Below are 22825 nucleotides of genomic sequence, written 5' to 3' on the forward strand. Positions count from 1 at the left end.
GGGGCGGTACGCCGGGTCGACGCGAGCGGCCTGGACGACGAGGCCCTGACCGCCCTGGTACGGCTCCAGGGCCGCGAGGCCGCGGATCGGCTGAACGCGCGCGGGGGCGTGATGGTCCAGGTGGTCTGGCTGGACCGGGGCCCGGATGAGGCGGGGCGGCTGCTGGTGGTGGCGCACCACCTGGTCGTGGACGGCGTGTCGTGGCGCGTGCTGGTCCCGGACCTCGCCGCGGCGTACGCGACGCTGTCGGACGGGCGGCCCGTGAAGCTGGAGCCGGTCGGCACCTCGTTCGGCTGGTGGGCCCGGCTGCTCGCCACGCAGGCCGAGGACCCGAACCGCGTGGCGGAGCTCCCGCTCTGGGAGCGGACGCTGGCCGGCGGCGACGCGCCGCTGGCGGACCGGCCGCTGGACCCGGCGCGCGACACCGCCGCGAGCATGCGGCGAATCTCGTTGGCCGTACCCGCCGGCCTCACCGAGGCGCTGCTGACCGGCGTCCCGTCCGTCTTCCACGCCGGGATCGGCGACGTGCTGCTCGCCGGCCTGGCCGCGGCCGTGGCCGGGTGGCGCGGCGCGCCGGGACCGGTGCTGGTGGACGTCGAGGGGCACGGCCGTGAGCCGCTCGCCGCCGACGTCGACCTGTCCCGTACGGTCGGCTGGTTCACCAGCGTGTACCCGGTCCGGCTCGACCCGGGCGACGCGCCGTTCGATCAGGTGAGCGCGGGCGGCGCGGCGGCGGGCGCGCTGATCGGGCGGACCAAGGAGCAGCTCCGCGCGGTCCCCGCCGACGGCCTGGGCTACGGCATGCTGCGCTACCTCAACGCCGCGACCGCGCCCGCCCTGGCGGCCCTGGCCACGCCGCAGATCGGCTTCAACTACCTGGGCCGGTTCGGCGGCGGGCCCCACACCGGAACCCGGACCGGCGCCCGGCCGGCCGAGTGGCGGCAGCTCGGCCTGGGCGGCGACGGCGACGAGGACATGCCGGCCACGCACGTCATCGAGGCCGGCGGGGTCGTACGGGACGGCCCGGACGGTCCCGAGCTGAGCGTGTCGCTGTCGTGGCCGAGGCACCTCCTCGACGAGACCTCCGTACGCGACCTGGCCGATCGCTGGCTGGCGGTGCTCACCGGCCTGGCCGGGCACGCCGCCGAACCCGACGCCGGCGGTCACACGCCCTCCGACTTCCCGCTGCTGGCGCTGGACCAGGACCACATCGAGGAGTTCGAGCAGATGGCGACGGAGATCGAGAAGGGCGAGCAGGTATGAGGCGCTCGGCACTGACAGAGGTCTGGCCGCTGTCGCCGCTGCAGGAAGGGTTGCTCTTCCACGCCCTGTTCGACGAGGAGGCCCCGGACGTCTACGCCTCGCAGCGCGTCCTGAAGCTGGAGGGGCCGCTGGACGCGGCCGTCCTGCGGGCGTCGGCCCAGGCGCTGCTGGACCGGCACCCCAACCTGCGCGCCGGGTTCCGCCAGCCCGCCGGGATGGACCAGCCCGTCCAGGTGATCGCCGGGCGCGTCGTAGTGCCCTGGCAGGAAGCGGACGTGTCCGGCCTGGCGGAGGAGGAGGCCGCGGACGAGGCGGCGCGGCTCGCCGTGGGCGAGCTGGAGCGGCGGTTCGATCCGGCCGCGCCGCCGCTGCTGCGGTTCCTGCTGATCCGCTTCGGCGCGGAGCATCACCGCCTCGTGATCAGCAGCCATCACATCCTGATGGACGGCTGGTCGCTGCCGATCCTGACGCGCGAACTCTCGGCCGTCTACGCGGCCGGGGGGCAGGCCGGCGGGCTGCCGACGGTCGCGCCGTACCGCGACTACCTGTCCTGGCTGGGCCGCCAGGACAGGGAGGCCGCCCGCGCCGCGTGGAGGGACGAGCTCGCCGGCGCGGCGGAGCCGACCCTCGTCGCGGCCCCCGACCCGACGCGGGCGCCGATGGTGCCGGACCGGATGCGGCTGATCCTGACCGACCGGCTGACGACGGACCTGCGGGCGCTGGCGCGCGAGCGTGACCTGACGCTGAACACGGTGGTCCAGTGCGCGTGGGCGATGCTGGTGGGCCAGCTCGCGGGACGCTCGGACGTGGTCTTCGGCGCGGTCGTGGCGGGCCGCCCGCCGGAGCTGCCCGGCGTCGAGCGCATGCTCGGGCTCTTCGCGAACACGGTGCCCGTACGCGTGCGGCTGGACCCGGCGCGGCCGGTCATCGAGGTGCTGGCGGAGCTCCAGGCCCGCCAGGCCGCGCTGATGCACCATCAGTACCTCGGGCTGGCGGAGATCCAGCGGCTGGCCGGTCCGGGCGCGGTCTTCGACACCCTGCTGGCGTATGAGAACTACCCCCGCGACCCGGCGACGATGGCCGCGCCCGACGGGGACGAGCTGCGGATCAGCCCGGCGGGCAGCCGGGACTCCGGCCACTATCCGCTGAACCTCGTCGTCGGCCCCGGCGGCGACCGGCTGCGGCTGCTCCTCGGCCACCGGCCGGACGTGCTCGACCGGCCCGCGGCCGAGCGGTTGCTCAAGCGTCTGGTACGGCTGCTGGAGAGCCTGGTCGCCGACCCGGCGATCCCGGTCGGCCGGGTGAACCTTCTGGACGGAGACGAGCGCCGGCTCGTGGTCGGCGACTTCAACCGGACGTACGCCCCGCGCCCCGGGCGGACGCTGCCGGAGCTGTTCGAGGCGCGCGTGGCCGGGAGCCCGGACGCGGTCGCGCTCGTCGCGGAGGACACGGCCCTGACGTACGCGGAGCTGGACGCGGCGGCGAACCGGCTGGCCTGGCACCTCATCGAGCGCGGCGTGGGCCCGGAACGGCTGGTCGCGGTCGCGGTGCCGCGCTCCGCCGCGATGGTCGTGGCGGTGCTGGCCGTGCTGAAGGCGGGGGCGGGGTTCGTCCCGGTGGACCCGGAGTACCCGGCGCCGCGGGTCGCCTTCATGCTGGCCGACTCGGATCCGGCCTGTGTGCTCACCACGGCCGGGACCGCGCCGTCCCTGCCGGAGGACGAGGTGCCGCGGGTCCTGCTGGACGACCCGGCGACCGTGCGGGCGCTGGCGGAAGGTCCGGACCGCGCTCCGGGCGACGGTGACCGGACGGTGCCGCTGACCGCGCGGCACCCGGCGTATGTGATCTACACCTCGGGCTCGACCGGGACGCCGAAGGGCGTCGTCGTCGGCCACGGAGGCGTGGAGAACCTGGTGTCCGGGCAGAGCGCCGGTTTCGGCGTGGGGCCGGGTGCGCGGGTGCTGCAGTTCGCCTCGCTCAGCTTCGACGCCGCCGTGTCCGAACTATGCGTGACGCTGCTGTCCGGGGCGGCCCTGGTCGTGGTGGGCGCGGAGCGCCGGGAGGCACTGGCCGGGGTGGTCGGGGAGTTCGGCGTCTCGCACGTGACGCTGCCCCCGGCGGTGCTCGCCGTGCTCCCCGAGGGTGAGCTGGACGGCGTGGGCACGGTCGTGGTGGCGGGCGAGGTCTGCCCGCCGGCGCTCGTCGGGCGCTGGTCGACGGGGCGGTGGCTGATCAACGCGTACGGCCCGACCGAGGCGACGGTGTGCGCGGCGATGACCGGCCCGCTCGGCGACCGTGACCTCGCGGGCGGGGCGGTGCCGATCGGCCGCCCGCTGGCAGGCGTCCAGGCGTTCGTCCTGGACGGCTTCTTACGGCCGGTGCCTCCTGAGGTGACGGGTGAGCTGTACGTGTCCGGGGAGGGTCTGGCGCGCGGCTACCGTGACCGGCCGGGGCTGACCGGTGAGCGTTTCGTCGCCTCGCCGTTCGGTCATCCGGGCGAGCGCATGTACCGGACCGGCGACCTGGCCCGGTGGACGGCCGACGGGCGGCTGGTCTTCGCCGGGCGCGCCGACGGCCAGGTCAAGGTGCGCGGGTTCCGCGTGGAGCCGGGGGAGATCGAGGCGGTGCTGGCCACTCATCCCACGGTCGAGCAGGTCGCGGTCGTCGCCCGGGAGGACCAGCCCGGGCAGAGGCGGCTCGTCGCCTACGTCGTCCCCGCCGGCGGCGCCGTCGACGGCGCGGTGCTGCGGGAGTTCACCGCCGGGTTGCTGCCCGAGTACATGGTGCCCGCCGCCGTCGTCTCCCTGATGACGCTTCCGCTGACCCCCAGCGGGAAGCTGGACCGGGCCGCCCTGCCCGCCCCCGACCTCGCCGGTCCGTCCGCCGGGCGGGAGGCGCGCACGCCCGTGGAGGAGGTGCTCTGCGGGCTGTTCGCCGAGGTCCTGGGCCTGGACCGCGTCGGGCCCGACGACGGTTTCTTCGACCTCGGCGGCGACTCGCTGCTGGGCATGCGGCTGATCGCCCGGATCCGGGCGGTCCTCGACACCGAGACGAGCATCCGCGCGCTGTTCGCGGCCGCGACGCCGGCGGGCGTGGCGCGCCTGGTGGGTGGCGGCGGCAAGCCGCGCGCGGCGCTGGTCCCGGCGGTCCGTCCCGGTGTGGTGCCGCTGTCGTTCGGGCAGTCGCGCATGTGGTTCCTCAACCGTCTCGACGGCGGCCAGGCCGCGTACAACGTGCCGCTGGCCCTGCGGCTCGGCGGCGCGCTGGACCGCGAGGCGCTCGGCGCGGCGCTGGCGGACGTCGCGCGGCGGCACGAGAGCCTGCGCACGATCTACCCCGACACCGACGGCGTGCCGCGCCAGGAGATCGTGGACGCGGCGCCGGAACTGGTCGTCGTCGACACCGACGAGGAGCACCTGGCCGGGCTGGTCGCGGCCGAGTCCGGCCGCGGTTTCGACGTGAGCCGCGAACTCCCGCTGCGCGCCCGGCTCTTCGCCCTCGGGCCGGATGAGCACGTCCTCATGGTCGTCGCGCACCACATCGCGGCGGACGGCTGGTCGATGGGCGTGTTCACCCGCGACCTGTCGGCGGCGTACGAGGCCCGGCAGGCGGGACGGTCCCCGGAGCAGGCGCCGCCGCGGGTCCAGTACGCCGACTTCGCGATCTGGCAGCGGGAGATCCTGGGCCGCGAGGAGGACGCCGGCAGCCTGATCAGCGCCCAGCTCGCCCATTGGCGGCAGGCCTTGGCGGAGCTCCCCGCCGAGCTGACGCTTCCGGTGGACCGCCCGCGCCCGGCGGTGGCGACCTTCACGGGCGGATCCGTGCCGGTACGCGTGGGCGCGGACGTGCACGCCGGGCTGGCCGGCATCGCCCGTGCGCAGCGGGCGACCCTGTTCATGGTGGTGCAGGCGGCGATCGGTGCGTTGTTGTCGCGGCTGGGTGCGGGTGAGGATGTTCCGATCGGTACCGCGATCGCGGGTCGTGGTGACGCGGCGCTGGATGATCTGGTGGGGTTCTTCGTGAACACGCTGGTGCTGCGCACGGACGTGTCCGGGGATCCCTCGTTCGCCGACCTGGTGGCGCGGGTCCGCGAGACCGACCTGGCCGCGTACGCCCACCAGGACGTGCCGTTCGAACGGCTGGTCGACGAGCTCGGCCCCGAGCGGTCCCTGGCCCGCCACCCGCTGTTCCAGGTCAATCTCACCTTCCAGAACGCACCGAAGGGGCCGGCGTGGGAGCTGCCCGGCCTGACCGTACGGCCGGAGCGCGGGGGCACCCGCGCGGCGAAGTTCGACCTGTCCTTCGACCTGGCCGAACGCCGCGACGGCGACGGAACGCCCGGGGGCATCGACGGCGTCATCGGCTACGCCGCCGACCTGTTCGACCGCGCGACCGCCGAGCGCCTCGCCGAACGGCTCGTGCGGGTCCTGGAGGCGGTGACGGCCGACCCGAGGATCACCGTCAGCCAGGTCGGCGTCCTCGACGACACCGAGCGGCGCCAGGTCGTCCAGGAGTGGAACCGCACGCGGACGCCCGTCTCCTCCCGCACGATGCCGGAGCTCTTCGAGGCGCGCGCGGCGGAGCGCCCGGACGCGCCGGCGCTGACGTTCGAGGACACGACGCTCACCTACGCGGAGCTGGACGCGGCGGCGAACCGCCTGGCCCGGCACCTCATCGAACGGGGAGCGGGGCCGGAACGCCTGGTCGCGGTGGCGCTGCCGCGCTCGGCGGAGCTGGTCGTCGCGCTGCTGGCGGTCCTCAAGTCCGGCGCGGGCTACCTGCCGATCGACCCGGACTATCCGGCGGCGCGGGTGGAGTTCATGCTCGCCGACGCGCGTCCGGCATGCGTCGTCACCACGGCGGAGGTGGCGGGGGCGCTGCCGGACGGAGTGGCGCGCGTGACGCTCGACGACCCGGCGCTCGCACAGACGCCCTCCGGCCACGCGCCCGCCGACGCGGGCCGGACCGTCCCGCTGAACGGCGCCCACCCGGCGTACGTCATCTACACCTCGGGCTCGACCGGGACGCCCAAGGGCGTCGTCGTCCCGCACCGCAACGTCGTGAGCCTCATCGAGTCGGCCGGGCGGAGGTTCGGCCTCGGGACCGGCGACGTGTGGAGCCTCTTCCACTCCTGCGCCTTCGACTTCTCGGTCTGGGAGCTGTGGGGCGCGCTGCTCCTGGGCGGCCGCGTCGTCGTGGTCCCGCAGGCGGTGAGCCGCTCCCCGCAGGAATTCCTGGCCCTGCTCGCCGAGGCCCGGGTGACGGTCGCGAGCCAGACGCCGTCGGCGTTCTACCAGCTCATGCAGGCCGACAAGGACGCTCCGGCGGACCTGGCGCTGCGCTACGTGGTCTTCGGCGGCGAGGCGCTGGAGCCGGCCCGCCTGGCCGGCTGGCACGGCCGCCACACCGCCGTGCCGGTCAACATGTACGGGATCACCGAGACCACCGTGCACGTGACGCACGTGTCGCTCGGCCCCGGGCACACCGACGGCGGCAGCCTCGTGGGCGCTCCGCTGGGCAACACCCAGGTGTTCGTCCTGGACCGGTTCCTCCAGCCGGTGCCGCCCGGCGTGGTCGGGGAGATGTACGTGGCCGGGGCCGGGCTGGCACGCGGGTACGGGAACCGGCCGGCCCTCACGGGCGAGCGGTTCGTGGCCGGCCCGTTCGGCGGGCCCGGCGAGCGGATGTACCGTACGGGCGACCTGGCCCGCTGGACCTCCGGAGGCGAGCTCGTCTTCGCCGGCCGCGCCGACGCGCAGGTGAAGATCCGCGGCTTCCGCATCGAGCCGGGGGAGATCGAGGCGGCCCTCGCCGCTCACCCCGCCGTCGACCAGGTCGCGGTCGTCGTACGGGAGGACCGGCCCGGCCGGCGGCGGCTCGTCGCCTACGTGGTCCCGGCCTCCGGCGCGCCGGTCGACGCGGCGGAGCTGCGGAGCCACGCGGCCGGGGCGCTGCCGGAGTACATGGTCCCGGCCGCCGTGGTGCCGATGCCGGTGCTTCCGCTGACGCCCAGCGGCAAGCTCGACCGCGCGGCGCTGCCCGCGCCCGACTTCGCCGGCCTGGCGACGGGGCGCGAGCCGCGTACGCCGGTGGAGGCCGTGCTGTGCGCGCTGTTCGCCGAGGTGCTGGGCCTGGAGAAGGTCGGGGTCGACGACGGCTTCTTCGACCTGGGCGGCGACTCGATCATGTCGATGCAACTGGTCGCGCGGGCGCGCCGCGCCGGCGTGGTCATCACGCCGCGCCAGGTGTTCGAGCGCAAGACGCCCGCCGGTCTCGCGCTCGTCGCCGACGGCGACCCGGCCGGCGACGGCCCGGTGGGCTCGGCTCCCGTCGTGGGCGCGGTGCCGCTGCTCCCGGTGATGCGCTGGGTGGCCGAGCGGGCCGGGCTGACGGGCCGGTACTCTCAATCGCTGCTGGCCTCGGCCCCGGCCGGGATGGACCTCGGCCGGCTGACCGCGGCGGTCCAGGCCCTGACGGACCACCACCAGGCGCTCCAGGCCCGGCTGACCCGCCCCGACGAACAGGACACCGCCTCCTGGCGGCTGGAGCTCGGGACCGCGGGCGCCGGCGCGGCGGACCTGGTCCGGCGCGTGGACGCGGCGGACGCGGACGAGCAGGCGCTGGCCGGCCTGGTCTCGGCGCAGAAGCAGGCGGCGGCGGACCGGCTGGACCCCCCCGCCGGAGTGATGCTGCAGGTCGTGTGGCTGGACCGGGGCCCGGACGAGCCGGGCCGCGTGCTGATCGTGGCGCATCACCTGGTCGTGGACGGGGTGTCGTGGCGGGTGCTGCTGCCGGACCTTGCGGCGGCGTACGCCGGGGCGGAGCTGGAACCGGTCGGGACCTCGTTCGGCTGGTGGGCGCGTTCCCTCGCCGAACGCGCGGCGGACCCCGGCCTGACCTCCGAACTGCCGCTGTGGGAGCGGATGACGCGCGACGGAGGGCTCCCGCTCGCGGACCGCCCCCTGGACCCGGCGCGCGACACCGCCGCCGCGATGCGGCGCGTCTCGGTGACCGTGCCGCCGCGCGTGACCGAGAGGCTGCTCACCGGGGTCCCGGCGGCGTTCCACGCCGGGGCCGACGACGTGCTGCTGGCCGGGCTCGCCGCGGCGGTGACCGAGTGGCGCGGCCCCGGACCGGTGCTGGTCGACGTGGAGGGCCACGGCCGCGAGCCGTTCACGCCGGGCGTGGACCTGTCCCGTACGGTCGGCTGGTTCACCAGCGTGTACCCGATCCGGCTGGACACCGGCGAGACCGACCTCGCGCTCGTCCGGTCCGGCGAGGCGGCCGGGCATCTGATCAAGAGGGTCAAGGAGCAGGTGCGCGCGGTCCCCGGTGACGGGCTGGGTTACGGGCTGTTGCGTTACCTCAACCCGGCCACGGCTCCCGCGCTCGCGGCGCTGCCGGCGCCGCAGATCGGTTTCAACTACCTCGGCCGCGTCACCGCGGGCCGGTCCGGCGGCGGCTGGCGGCAGGTCGGGTTCGGCGGCGACGAGGAGTCCACCGTCGCGGTCCCGCACGCGATCGAGGCGATCGGGATCGCACGCGACGGCGCGGACGGCCTGGAGCTGAACCTGTCCCTGTCGTGGCCGGGCGAGCTGTTCGACGAGGCCACGGTCCGTGGGCTGGCCGAGGCGTGGGCGGCGATGCTCGCCGGGCTGGCGGCGCACGGCGCGGGTGGGTTCACTCCGTCGGACTTCGGGTTGGTGGCGCTGGATCAGACGCAGGTGGAGGAGCTGGAGTCGGCGCAGCCCGGGCTGGCGGACGTGTGGCCGCTGTCGCCGTTGCAGGAAGGGCTGCTCTTCCACGCCGTCTACGACGAGGAGGCGGCGGACGCGTACATGGTCCAGCGGTCCCTCGACCTGAACGGGCCGCTGGACCCCGCCGCGCTCCGCGCGGCCGGGCAGGCGCTGCTGGACCGGCACGCCAACCTGCGTGCGGGCTTCCAGCAGCTCGCCGGCCTCGACCAGCCGGTCCAGGTGATCCCCGGGCGGGTCGACCTGCCCTGGCGGGAGGCCGGCGCGGGCGGGGAGGCCGAGGCCGTACGGCTGGCCGCCGGCGAGCTGGAGCGCCGCTTCGACCCGGCGGTGCCGCCGCTGCTGCGGTTCCTGCTGATCCGCTTCGGCGCGGAACGCCACCGCCTGGTGATCACCATCCACCACATCCTGACCGACGGCTGGTCGCTGCCCGTGCTGATGCGCGAGCTGTTCGCCATCCTCCAGGCCGGCGGCGATCCGTCCGGGCTGCCGCCCGCCGCCCCGTACCGCGACTACCTGGCCTGGCTGGTGAGCCGGGGCCGCGAGACCGCGCGCGCGGCCTGGCGCGGCGAACTCGCCGGCGCGGACGAGCCGACCCTGGTCACGGTGCCCGACCCGGCACGCAGCCCCGTCGTGCCCGAGTATGTCGAGGTCGCGGCCGATGAGGACCTCACGGCGGCGCTGCGGGTGCTGGCGCGCGAGCGCGACCTGACGCTGAACACGGTCGTCCAGGGCGCCTGGGCGATGCTGGTCGGGCAGCTCGCCGGGCGCTCGGACGTCGTCTTCGGCGCCGTGGTCGCGGGCCGCCCGCCGGAGCTGCCGGGCATCGAGCAGATGCTCGGGCTGTTCGCCAACACGGTGCCCGTCCGCGTGCGGCTGGACCCGGCGCGGCCGGTCGCCGAGGTGCTGGCGGAGTCGCAGGCCCGCCAGGCCGCGCTGATGGACCACCAGTATCTCGGGCTGGCGGAGATCCAGCGGCTGGCCGGTCCGGGCGCGGTCTTCGACACGATCCTGGCGTACGAGAACTACCCCCGCGAGCCCGCCACGGTGGCCGCGCCGCGCGGGAACGACCTCGAGGTCAGCCGGGCCGGCAGCCGCGAGGCGGCCCACTACCCGCTCAGCCTCGCGGTCCTGCCCGGCCAGCGGCTGCGGCTCCGCTTGGACTTCCGCCCGGACCTGTACGACCGGCAGGCCGCCGAACGGCTGGCGCGGCGTCTCGTACGGGTCCTGGCGACCGTGGCCGCCGACCCGGGGATCCCGGCCGGCAAGGTGGACCTCCTCGACGAGGACGAGCGCCGGCGCGTCCTCGACGAGCGGGACCCCGCGCCGGTCTCCGCGCGGACGCTGCCCGAGCTGTTCGAGGCGCGCGTGGCCGGGAGCCCGGACGCGGTCGCGCTCGTCGCGGAGGACACGGCCCTGACGTACGCGGAGCTGGACGCGGCGGCGAACCGGCTGGCCTGGCACCTCATCGAGCGCGGCGTGGGCCCGGAACGGCTGGTCGCGGTCGCGGTGCCCCGCTCACCCGACATGGTGGTGGCGGTGCTGGCGGTGGCCAAGACCGGGGCCGGGTTCGTGCCCGTGGACCCGGACTACCCGGCCGCGCGGGTGGCGTTCATGCTGGCCGACGCCCGCCCGGCCTGCGTGGTCACCACCGCCGGGACCGCGCCGTCGCTGCCGGAGGACGGGGTGCCCCACGTGCTCCTGGACGACCCGGCCACCGCGTGGGCCCTGGCGGCACGCCCGGACCACGCCCCGGGCGACGGTGACCGGACGGTGCCGCTGACCGCGCGGCACCCGGCGTACGTGATCTACACCTCGGGCTCGACCGGGACGCCGAAGGGCGTCGTCGTGAGCCACCGGGGGATCGAGAGCCTGGTCACGAGCCAGAGCGCGGGTTTCGAGGTGGGGCCGGGTGCGCGGGTGCTGCAGTTCGCCTCCCTCAGCTTCGACGCCGCGGTCTCGGAGCTGTGCGTGACGCTGCTGTCCGGGGCGGCCCTGGTCGTGGTCGGCGCGGACCGGCAGGGGTCGCTGGCCGGGGTGGTCGGGGAGTTCGGCGTCTCACACGTGACGCTGCCGCCCGCCGTGCTCGCCGTACTGCCCGAAGGCGCCCTGGAGGGGGTCGGCACGGTCGTGGTCGCGGGCGAGGCCTGCCCACCGGCGCTCGTCGAGCGCTGGTCGCCCGGCCGCCGTCTCCTCAACGCCTACGGCCCGACCGAGGCGACCGTGTGCGTCGCCATGACCGGGCCGCTCGGGCCCGGCGGCGTCGTGCCGATCGGCCGCCCCATCGCGGGCACCCGCGCGTTCGTCCTGGACGGCTTCTTGCGTCCGGTGCCTCCTGAGGTGACGGGTGAGCTGTACGTGTCCGGGGAGGGTCTGGCGCGCGGCTACCGTGACCGGCCGGGGCTGACCGGTGAGCGTTTCGTCGCCTCGCCGTTCGGTCATCCGGGCGAGCGCATGTACCGGACCGGCGACCTGGCCCGGTGGACGTCGGACGGGCAACTGGTCTTCGCGGGACGCGCCGACGGCCAGGTGAAGATCCGCGGGTTCCGGGTCGAGCCGGGGGAGATCGAGGCGGTGCTGGCCACTCATCCCACGGTCGAGCAGGTCGCGGTCGTCGCCCGGGAGGACCAGCCCGGCCAGAAACAGCTCGTCGCCTACGTCGTCCCGGCCGTCGACGGCGCGGTGGACGGGACGGTGCTGCGGGAGTTCACCGCCGGGCTCCTGCCCGAGTACATGGTGCCGGCGGCGGTCGTGCCGATGGCCGCGCTTCCGCTGACCCCCAGCGGGAAGCTGGATCGGGTCGCGCTCCCGGCGCCCGACTTCGCCGGCCTGGTGACCGGCCGCGAGCCGCGTACGCCGGTGGAGGCCGTGCTGTGCGTGCTGTTCGCCGAGGTGCTGGGCCTGGAGAAGGTCGGGGTCGACGACGGCTTCTTCGACCTGGGCGGCGACTCGATCATGTCGATGCAGCTCGTGACGCGGGCCCGGCGCAAGGGCGTCGTCCTGACGCCGCGGCAGGTGTTCGAGCACAAGACGCCCGCGGGACTGGCCGCGCTGGCCGGCGGGCCGGCCGAGGCCACCGAGGCCGATGGGTCGGGCCCCGTCGTGGGCGACGTGCCGCTGATCCCGATCATGCGCTGGGTGGCCGACCGCGCCGGAGCGGCCGGGCTGTCGGGCCGGTTCTCGCAGTCGGCGCTGATGTCGGTGCCGGCCGGGTTGGACGACACCCTGCTCCGGTCCGCCGTACGGGCCGTGGCCGGCCACCACGAGGTGCTGCGGGCCCGGCTCGTCTGCCCCGACGAGGACGACACCGACTCCTGGCGGTTGAAGATCGCCGCCGACGCGGCGGACACCGGTCGCCTCGTACGCGGCGTGGACGCGGCGGGCCTGGACGACGACGCGCTGGCCGCGCTCGTCGCCGCCGAGGGCCGGGACGCGGCCGGCCGGCTCGACCCCCGGGACGGCGTGATGTTCCAGGTGGTCCGGCTGGACCGCGGCCCGGACCAGACGGGCCGGCTGCTGGTCGTCGTGCACCACCTCGCCGTGGACGGGGTCTCGTGGCGGGTGCTGCTGCCGGACCTGGCGGCGGCGTACGCCGGGACGGACCCGGAACCGGTCGGGACCTCGTTCGGCTGGTGGGCGCGGGCGCTCGCGGCGCAGGCCGAGAGCCCGGCACGCGTGGACGAGCTCCCGGACTGGGAGCGGATCGTCCGGGACGAGGAACCGCTCCTGGCGGACCGGCCGCTGGACCCGCGCCGTGACGTCGCGGCCGGCGCGCGCCGGATCCAGCTCTCCGTCCCGCCGCAGGTGACGACCGAACTGCTGATCAGCGTGCCGGCCGCGTTCCACGCCGGGATCAACGACGTGCTGCTCGCCGGGCTGGCCGCCGCGGTGGCCGAGTGGCGCGGTGGCCGGGGGCCGGTTCTCGTGGACGTGGAGACCCACGGGCGCGAGCCGCTGACCTCTGCCATGGACCTGTCCCGTACGGTCGGCTGGTTCACGAGCGTGCACCCGGTCCGGCTGGACCCCGGCACGGCCCGGTACGGGCAGATACGGTCGGGCGGCCCGGCAGCCGGTCACCTGGTCAAACAGGTCAAGGAACAGCTCCGCGCCGTCCCCGGCGACGGTCTCGGGTACGGGCTGCTGCGCTACCTCAACCCGGCCACCGCGCCCGTCCTGGCCGCGCTGCCCACACCCCAGATCGGCTTCAACTACCTCGGCCGGTTCGACATGGCGGGCGACCGGACCGCCCGCTCCGGGACACCGCCCGCGTGGCGGCAGATCGGCCTCGGCGGAGACGTCGACGCGGACATGCCGGCCGCGCACGTGCTCGACGTCAGCGGAGTCGTACGCGACGGACCCGAAGGCCCGGAGCTGAACGTCTCGCTGGCCTGGCCGGAACACCTCCTCGACGAGGCCTCCGTGCGCCGGCTCGCGGACGGGTGGCTGGCCATCCTCGCGGGCCTGGCCGCCCATGTCACCCGGCCCGGCGTCGGCGGCCACACCCCGTCCGACTTCCCGCTCACCGCGATCAGCCAGGACGAACTCGGCGAACTGGAAACCCGATGGAGAGACCGATGAGCAAGCCCGAATTCGCCGACGTCTGGCCGCTCTCGCCGCTGCAGGAGGGACTGCTCTTCCACTCCCTCTACGACGAGGACGCCCCGGCGACCTACGTCGTGCAGCACTCGCTCGACCTGGACGGGCCGCTCGACGCCGCCACGCTCCAGGCCTCCGGGCAGGCCATGCTCGACCGGCACGCCAGCCTGCGCGCGTCCTTCTGGCAGCTCGGCTCCGGCCGTACCGCCCAGGTGATCGCCGTACGGGCCGAGCTGCCCTGGTCCGAGGCGGACCTGTCCGGCCTGGCGGCGGAGGAGGCGCGCGCCCAGGCGTCCCGGCTGGCGGCCCGCGAGCTGGAGCGGCGCTTCGACCTCACCGAGCCGCCGCTGCTGAGGTTCCTGCTCATCCGGTTCGGCGAGGAGCGGCACCGCCTGGTCCTCACGATCCAGCACCTGCTGATGGACGGCTGGTCGATGCCGATCCTGGTGCGCGAGCTGGTCACCGTGTACCGGGCGGGCGGCGACGCCGGCGTGCTGCCGCCGGTGGCGCCGTACCGGGAGTACCTGTCCTGGCTGACGCGCCAGGACCGGGAGGCCGCGCGTACGGCGTGGCGGGAGGAGCTCGCCGGAGCCGGCGAGCCGACGCTGGTCGCCGAGCCCGACCCGGCGCGGGCGCCGGTCGCGCCGGAGCGGATACGGATGCGCGTCGGCGCCGGGCTGATGACCGCGCTGCGGACGCTGGCGCGCGACCGCGGCCTGACCCTGAACACCGTGGTCCAGGCCGCGTGGGCGCTGCTGCTGAGCCGGCTCGCCGGGCGGTCGGACGTGGTGTTCGGCGCGGTCGTGGCCGGCCGCCCGCACGAGCTGCCCGGCATCGAGCGGATGCTCGGCCTGTTCATCAACACGGTGCCCGTACGGGTGCGGCTGGACCCGGCCCGGCCGGTGAGCGCGCTGCTGACCGAGCTGCAGGCCCGCCAGGCGGCGCTGATGGACCACCAGTACCTCGGTCTCGCCGAGATCCAGCAGTTCGCCGGGCCGGGCGCGGTCTTCGACACGCTGCTCGCGTACGAGAACTACCCGGTGGACCCGGCCGGGCCCGCCGCGGCCGCGAACGGCCTGCGCGTCAGACCGGCCGGCGGCCACGACACGACGCACTACCCGCTGACGTTGACCGCGATGCCCACGGACGGGCTGACGCTGCTGCTGGACTACCGGCCCGACCTGTTCGACCGGCCGGCGGCCGAGCGGCTCGCGGCCCGCCTGGAGCGGGTCCTGACGGCCATGACGGCAGGCCCGGACGGGCTCGTGGGCCGCCTGGACGTCCTCGCCGAGGGCGAGCTGCGCTCGGTGGTCGAGGAGTGGAACCGTACGGCCGTCCCGGCCGACGCCAGGTCGGTGCCGCACGTCTTCGCCGACCGGGCCGCGCTCCACCCCGACGCTCCGGCGCTGACCTGCGGGGACGCGCGGCTCACCTACGCGGAGCTGGACGCCGCGGCCGGCCGGGTGGCGGGTGCCCTCGCCGACGCCGGCGTACGGCGCGGCGACCGGGTCGGCGTGCTCCTGGAGCGGTCTCTGGAGCTTCCGGTGGTCCTGCTCGGCGTGCTCAAGGCCGGGGCGGCGTACGTGCCGGTCGATCCGGGCTGGCCGGTGGAGCGCGTACGGCGGGTGCTGGCCGGCGCCGGCCTGCTGGTGGCCGACCGCGACTTTCCGGAGGCGAGAGTGCTTCCGGTCGCCGACGCGCTGGAGGGCACGCCGCGTGAGAGCGTCCCCGTCGGCCCGGACGATCTGGCGTACGTGATGTACACGTCGGGTTCGACCGGGGTGCCGAAGGGCGTGGCCGTCACACACGGCGGCGTCGTGGCGCTCGCGGGCGACCGGTCGTGGTCGGCGCGTCACGGGCGGGTGCTGTTTCACGCGCCGTTCGCGTTCGACGCGTCGACGTGGGAGTTGTGGGTGCCGTTGCTGGCCGGTGGGCGGGTGACGGTCGCGCCGGCGGGGCCGGTGGACGCGGGGACGCTGCGCGGGTTGATCGCCGGTGCGGATTTGTCGGCGGTGCACGTGACGGCGGGGCTGTTCGCGGTGCTGGCGGAGGAGTCCCCCGGATGCTTCGCCGGTCTGGGGGAGGTGCTGACCGGCGGTGACGCGGTGAGCGTGGCGGCGGTCTCGAAGGTGGCGGAGGCGTGTCCGGACACGGCGGTGCGCCAGCTCTACGGCCCGACCGAGATCACGATGTGCGCGACGGCGTTCGCCGTGGAGCCGGGGGAGCCGGTCCCGGAGGTGCTGCCGATCGGTTCGCCGCTGGACAACACCCGCGCGTTCGTCCTGGACGGCTTCTTACGGCCCGCCGCTCCCGGGACGACGGGCGAGTTGTACATCGCCGGGACCGGGCTGGCGCGGGGTTACTGGGATCGGCCGGGGCTGACGGGTGAGCGGTTCGTGGCGTGCCCGTTCACCGGTCGCGGTGAGCGTATGTACCGGACCGGTGACCTCGCCCGCTGGGCGCCGGACGGGCGGCTGGTCTTCGGCGGGCGCGCCGACGACCAGGTCAAGATCCGGGGGTTCCGGGTCGAGCCGGGGGAGATCGAGACGGTGCTGTCCGGCCATCCCTCGGCGGGCCGGGTCGCGGTGGTCTCCCGGGAGGACCAGCCGGGGCAGCGGCGGCTGGTCGCGTACGTCGTCCCCGCCGGCGACGTCGTCGACGGCGCGGTGCTGCGGGAGTTCGCCGCCGGGCTGCTGCCCGAGTACATGGTGCCCGCCGCCGTCGTGCCGCTGAAGGAGCTCCCGCTCACGCCGAGCGGCAAGCTCGACCGCGCGGCGCTCCCGGTGCCCGACTTCGGCGGCCTCGCCGGCGGGCGCGAGCCGCGTACGCCCGTGGAGGAGGTGCTCTGCGGGCTGTTCGCGGAGGTCCTGGGGCTGGAGCGGGTCGGTCCCGATGACGGGTTCTTCGCGCTCGGTGGCGACTCGCTGCTGGGCATGCGGCTGATCGCCCGGATCCGGGCGGTGCTCGACACCGAGATGAACATCCGCAGCCTGTTCGCCGCGCCCACACCGGCCGGCGCGGCACGGCTGGTGGGTAGCGGCGGCAAGCCCCGTGCGGCGCTCGTCCCCGCCGCCCGCCCCGACGTGGTGCCGCTGTCGTTCGGGCAGACCCGCATGTGGTTCCTCAACCGCCTCGACGGCGGCCAGGCCGCGTACAACATGCCGTTGTCACTGCGCCTCGGCGGCACGCTGGACCGGGACGCGCTGCGGGCCGCGCTGGCGGACGTGGTCCGGCGGCACGAGAGCCTGCGCACGATCTACCCCGACGACGACGGGACGCCGCGCCAGGAGATCATGGACGCGACGCCCGAACTCGTCGTCGCCGACACCGACGAGGAGCACCTGGCCGGGCTGCTGCGGGCGGAGGCGGGACGCGGTTTCGACATCGGGACCGAGCTGCCGATCCGGTCCCGGCTGTTCGCGCTCGCGCCGGAGGAGCACGTCCTGATGGTCGTGGTGCACCACATCGCGGCCGACGGCTGGTCGATGGGCGCGCTGACCCGCGACCTCGCGGCGGCCTACGCCGCCCGGCACGCCGGTGAGGCGCCGGAGTGGGCGCCGCTGCCGGTGCAGTACGCCGACTTCGCGGTCTGGCAGCGCGAGGTGCTCGGCGGCGAGGACGACCCCGGCAGCCTCATCAACGCCCAGCTCGCGCACTGGCGCCAGGCCCTCGCCGAACTCCCCGCCGAGCTGACCCTCCCGGCGGACCGCCCGCGCCCGGCCGTCGCGACCTTCACGGGCGGCTCGGTGCCCTTCCGGATCGGTGCCGACGTCCACGCCCGCCTCGCCGAGACCGCGCGCACCGAGCGGGCGACGCTCTTCATGGTGGTGCAGGCCGGGATCGCCGTGCTGCTGTCGCGGCTCGGCGCGGGGGAGGACATCCCGATCGGCGTGCCGGTCGCGGGCCGCGGCGACGCCGCGCTGAACGACCTCGTCGGCTTCTTCGTCAACACCCTGGTGCTGCGGACGGACGTCTCCGGCGACCCCACGTTCACCGACCTGATCGCACGGGTCCGCGAGACGAGCCTGGCCGCGTACGCGAACCAGGACGTGCCCTTCGAACGGCTCGTCGACGAGCTGAGCCCGGAGCGGTCCCTCGCGCGCCACCCGCTGTTCCAGGTCTCGCTGACCTTCCAGAACGCGCCCCAGGGACCGGCGTGGGACCTGCCCGGCCTGACCGTACGGCCCTACCAGGTCGCCGCGTCGGCCGCCGCCGCGAAGTTCGACCTGTCCTTCAGCCTGGGCGAGCGCCGGGACGCCGACGGTGCGCCGGCCGGCATCCACGCCGTCCTGGACTACTCGTCCGACCTGTTCGACCGGCGGAGCGCCGAGCACCTGGCGGAACGGCTCGTACGGGTCCTGGAGACCGTGGCCGCCGAGCCGCGGATCCCGGTCGGCCGCGTGAACGTGCTGGACGAGGCCGAGCGGCGGCTCGTGGTCGACGGCTGGAACGCGACGGCCGCCCCGCCGGCCGAGGGCACGCTGCCGGAGCTGTTCGAGGCGCGCGTGGCCGGGAGCCCGGACGCGGTGGCGCTCGTCGCGGAGGACACGACGCTGACGTACGCGGAGCTGGACGCGGCGGCGAACCGGCTGGCCTGGCACCTCATCGAGCGCGGCGTGGGCCCGGAGCGGCCGGTCGCGATCGCGGTGCCCCGCTCGGCCGCGATGGTGGTGGCGGTGCTCGCGGTGGCCAAGGCGGGAGCCCCGTACGTCCCGCTGGACCCGGACCAGCCGGCGGCGCGGATGGCGTTCCTGCTGGGCGACGCCCGCCCGGTCTGCCTGGTCACGACCGCCGCCGTACGTCCCGAAAAGACCGAGGTCCCGCTCGTGGTGCTGGACGACCCCGCCGTGACGGCGGAGCTGGCAGGCCGCCCGGACACGGCGCCGGGCGACCACGACCGGGCAGTGCCGCTGACCGGCGCGCACCCGGTCTACGTGATCTACACGTCGGGGTCCACCGGGACGCCGAAGGGCGTGGTGATCACCCACGGCGCGCTGCTGAACTACCTGACCTACGCCGTGGCCGCCTACCCCAGCGTCCGCGCCAACGCCCTGCTCCACTCCCCGATCTCGTTCGACCTGCCGGTCACCGCGTTCCTCGCGCCGCTGACCGCGGGCGGGCGCGTGCACGTCGGCGACCTGATGGACGACCGGGCGCCCGTGGCCGCCGGCACCGCCCTGCCGCTGTTCGTCAAGGTCACCCCCAGCCACCTGCACCTGCTCGACCGGCTGCCCTCCGCCATCTCCGGCGGCGAGCTGGTCGTCGGCGGCGAGCAGCTCACCGGCGAGATGCTCGCGGAGTGGCGCCGCCGTCATCCGCTGACCGCGATCGTCAACGAGTACGGCCCGACCGAGGCGACGGTCGGCTGCGTCGAGTACCGGATCGCGCCGGGCGAGGCCCTGCCCGCCGGAGTGGTGGCGATCGGGCGGCCGATCCGCGAGACCCGGGCGTACGTGCTGGACGGCTTCCTGCGGCCCGTGCCGCCGGGGGTGCTGGGAGAGCTGTACGTGGCCGGCGCCGGACTGGCCCGCGGGTACTGGGACCGGTCCGCCCTGACCGGCGAGCGGTTCGTCGCCTGCCCGTTCGGCGGGCCGGGCGAGCGGATGTACCGGACCGGTGACCTGGCCCGATGGACTCCCGACGGGCAGCTCGTCTACGCGGGGCGTGCCGACGGGCAGGTGAAGGTCCGCGGGTTCCGGATCGAGCCGGGAGAGATCGAGACGGTGCTCGCCTCCCACTCCGTGGTCGAGCAGGCCGCGGTCGTCGTACGGGAGGACGTGCCCGGCCAGCGGCAGCTGGTCGCCTACGTCGTACCGGCCACCGCGGACGAGGCCGAGCTGCGGGAGTTCGCGGCCGGCGCGCTGCCGGAGTACATGGTGCCGGTGGCGGTGCTGCCCGTGCCGGTGCTGCCGCTCACACCGAGCGGAAAGCTCGACCGCGCGGCGCTGCCGGCGCCCGACTTCGCCGGCCGGGTGACGGACCGCGAGCCGCGCACGCCGGTGGAGGCGGCGCTGTGCGCGCTGTTCGCCGAGGTACTCCGGCTGGAGCGGGTCGGCGCCGAGGACGGCTTCTTCGACCTGGGCGGCGACTCGATCATGTCGATGCAGCTCGTCGCCCGCGCCCGCCGGGCCGGGCTGGTGATCACGCCGCGCCAGGTGTTCGAGCGGAAGACGCCCGCGGGCCTGGCGGCGGTGGCGGGAGGGGACCTGGCCGGCGGCGCGCCGGATGCCGGGCCGGTCGGGACCGAGCCCGTGGCCGGTGAGGTCCCGCTGCTCCCGGTGGCGCGCTGGACCGCCGACCGCGCCGGCGTCGCGGGGCTGACGGGCCGTTTCACCCAATCGGTGCTGGTCACGGCCCCGGCCGGGCTGGACGCCGGCCGGCTGACGGCGGCGGTGCGCGCTCTCGTCGACCACCACGCGGCGCTGGGGGCACGCCTGGTCTGCCCCGACGAGCACGACACGAGCACGTGGCGGCTGGACCTCGGCGCGGCCGGGCCGGACGTGGCGTCACTGGTGCGCAGGGTGGACGCGGCGGGCGTGGACGACACGGGGCTCGCCGCGCTGGTGGAGGCGCACGGCAGGGAGGCCGCGGACCGGCTGGACCCGTGCGCGGGCGTGATGCTCCATGTCGTGTGGCTGGACCGGGGCCCGGACGAGCCGGGCCGCGCGCTGGTCGTGGTGCACCACCTGGTCGTGGACGGGGTGTCGTGGCGGGTGCTGCTGCCGGACCTGGTGGCGGCGTACGCGGCGGTCTCCTCGGGCCGGCCGGTGGAGCTGGAGCCGGTGGGGACCTCGTTCGGCTGGTGGGCGCGGTCGCTGGCCGCGTCGGCCGGGGAGCGGGCGGCGGAGCTGCCGCTCTGGGAGGCGGTCCTGCGGGACGGCGAGCCGGCGCTCGCACACCGGCCGCTGGACCCCGCCCGTGACACGGCGGCGAGCATGCGGCGGCTGTCGCTCTCGCTGCCGCCGGAGGTGACCGAGGCGCTGCTGACGAGCGTTCCCGCGGCGTACCACGGCGGGATCGACGACGTACTGCTGGCCGGGCTGGCCGCGGCGGTGGCCGAGTGGCGCGGCCCGGGGCCGGTGCTGGTGAACGTGGAAGGCCACGGGCGCGAGTCGACGGCCGCCGAGGTGGACCTGTCGCGGACGGTGGGCTGGTTCACCGGCGTCCACCCGGTCCGGCTGGACGCGGGAGCGGTCGACCTCGCCCAGGTACGCGCGGGCGAGGCCGCCGCCGGCCGGCTGGTCAAGCGGGTCAAGGAGCAGCTGCGCGCGGTCCCCGGCGACGGCCTCGGCTACGGGCTGCTGCGTTACCTCAACGCCGCCACGGCCCCCGCGCTCGCGGCGCTGCCGGCGCCGCAGATCGGCTTCAACTACCTCGGCCGGTTCGGGAGCGGGCCGCGCGGCGACGGGCCGGGCGACTGGCGGCCCGCCGGCGGCGGCCCGCTGGACGACGACCCGAGGATGCCGGCCGCGCACGCGCTGGAGGCCGGTGGGCTGGTCCGTGACGGTGCGGACGGTCCGGAGCTGAGCCTGTCGCTGTCGTGGCCGGGGGAGTTGTTCGAGGAGGTGTCGGCTCGCGCGCTGGGGGAGGCGTGGGCGGCGATGCTGGCCGGTCTGGCCGTGCATGGTGGTGGTGGGTTCACGCCGTCGGACTTCCCGCTCGTCGCCTTGGAGCAGGCGCAGGTGGAGGAGCTGGAGTCGGCGCAGGCGGGGCTGGCCGAGATCTGGCCGCTCTCGCCGCTGCAGGAAGGGCTCCTGTTCCACGCCGTCTACGACGAGCAGGCGCCGGACGTCTACTCGAGCCAGTCGGCGTTCGACTTCGAGGGCCCGCTGGACGTCGCGGCGCTGCGGGCGTCGGGGCAGGCGCTGCTGGACCGGCACGCGAATCTGCGGGCGGGGTTCCACCAGGTCGCGGGGCTGGCTCAGCCGGTCCAGGTGATCCCGGCCGGGGTCGACCTGCCCTGGCGGGAGGTGGACGCCGCCGGGGAGGAGGAGGCCCTGCGCCTGGCGGCGGAGGAACTGGAGCGGCGGTTCGATCCGGCGGTGCCGCCGTTGTTGCGGTTCCTGCTGATCCGTTTCGGTGCGGAACATCACCGGCTGGTGATGACGAACCACCACATCTTGATGGACGGGTGGTCGCTGCCGGTGCTGATGCGTGAGCTGTCGGCGGTCTACGGCACCGGCGGCGACCACTCCGGCCTGCCTCCGGCGGCCCCGTACCGCGACTACCTGGCCTGGCTCGGCCGTCAGGACCGCGAGGCCGCGCGTACGGCCTGGCGGGACGAGCTCGCCGGGGCCGACCAGCCGACCTTCGTCGCCACGCGTGAGCGGTCCGCGGCCCCGGAGCAGGCGGAGCCGGAGCGCGTACGGGTCGCGGTGAGCGCCGAGCTGACCGCCGCGCTGCGCGCCCTCGCCCGCGAGCGCGACCTCACCGTGAACACCGTCGTCCAGGGCGCGTGGGCGATGCTGGTCAGCCGCCTCGCCGGCCGGTCCGACGTGGTGTTCGGCACGATGGTGGCGGGCCGGCCGCCGGAGCTGCCGGGCATCGAGGACATGCTCGGCCTGTTCGTCAACACCGTGCCCGTACGGGTCGGGCTCGACCCGGCGCGGCCGGTGAGCGACGTCCTGGCGGAACTGCAGTCCCGCCAGGTCGCGCTCATGGACCACCAGTACCTCGGGCTGGCCGAGATCCAGCGCCTCGCCGGTCCCGGGGCGCTGTTCGACACCCTGATCGCGTACGAGAACTACCCCCTCGACATGGAGGAGGCGCCCGCCCGCAAGAACGGCTCTCAGCCCGGTGGCCGGGGCCTGAAGTTCGCCCGCGCCACGGGCCGGGAGGCCACGCACTTCCCGCTGAGCCTGGTCGTCGGCCCCGGCGACGACCGGCTGCGGCTGCGGATGACCTACCGCCCGGACCTGTTCGACCGGGACACCGCCGAGGGCTTGGCCGGCCGCCTCGTACGGATCCTCGAAGCGGTCGCCGCCGACCCTGGCGTCCGCGTCGGCCGGATGACCGTCCTGGACGAGGCCGAGTACCGGCGGGTGGTCGAGGAGTGGAACCGAACGACGGTGCCGGTCGCGGGCCGGTCGGTGCCGGAGGTGTTCGCGGCGCGCGTCGCGGAGTCGCCCGACGCGCCGGCGCTGGTGTCCGGTGACTCGGTGCTCGGTTTCGCCGAGCTGGACGCGGCGTCGGGCCGGGTCGCGGGTGCCCTG

3 protein-coding genes (2 of these 3 running past the window's edge) are annotated in these 22825 nt (G+C 75.6%); all 3 read left to right on the forward strand.

Translation table 11 applies throughout. From position 1 onward, the window contains the following. Tightly spaced (each overlapping or abutting the next), the 3 genes in view from QWU11_RS28065 to QWU11_RS28075 form a layout consistent with a single transcriptional unit that may run on beyond the window. On the forward strand, positions 1 to 1263 hold the 3' portion of the coding sequence (locus tag QWU11_RS28065) for a non-ribosomal peptide synthetase (RefSeq protein WP_290117438.1). Its footprint begins 12393 nt before the window's first position; 1263 of the gene's 13656 nt are visible here — the last part of the coding sequence; its start codon lies beyond the left edge, outside the window; its stop codon occupies positions 1261 to 1263. Then, the gene (locus QWU11_RS28070) at positions 1260 to 13595 is read left to right on the forward strand and encodes a non-ribosomal peptide synthetase (RefSeq protein ID WP_290117439.1); all 12336 of its coding nucleotides are present in this window, start codon (positions 1260 to 1262) and stop codon (positions 13593 to 13595) included. The genes QWU11_RS28065 and QWU11_RS28070 overlap by 4 nt, the downstream gene beginning before the upstream one ends. After that, positions 13592 to 22825 carry the 5' portion of a non-ribosomal peptide synthetase gene (locus tag QWU11_RS28075; RefSeq protein ID WP_290117440.1) on the forward strand. 3006 nt of this gene lie beyond the right edge of the window, so the window shows 9234 of its 12240 coding nt (coding positions 1-9234); it begins with the start codon at positions 13592 to 13594; its stop codon lies off the right edge, out of view. The genes QWU11_RS28070 and QWU11_RS28075 overlap by 4 nt, the downstream gene beginning before the upstream one ends.

It is taken from the genome of Actinomadura sp. DC4 (assembly GCF_030406325.1).
Lineage (GTDB): Bacteria > Actinomycetota > Actinomycetes > Streptosporangiales > Streptosporangiaceae > Actinoallomurus.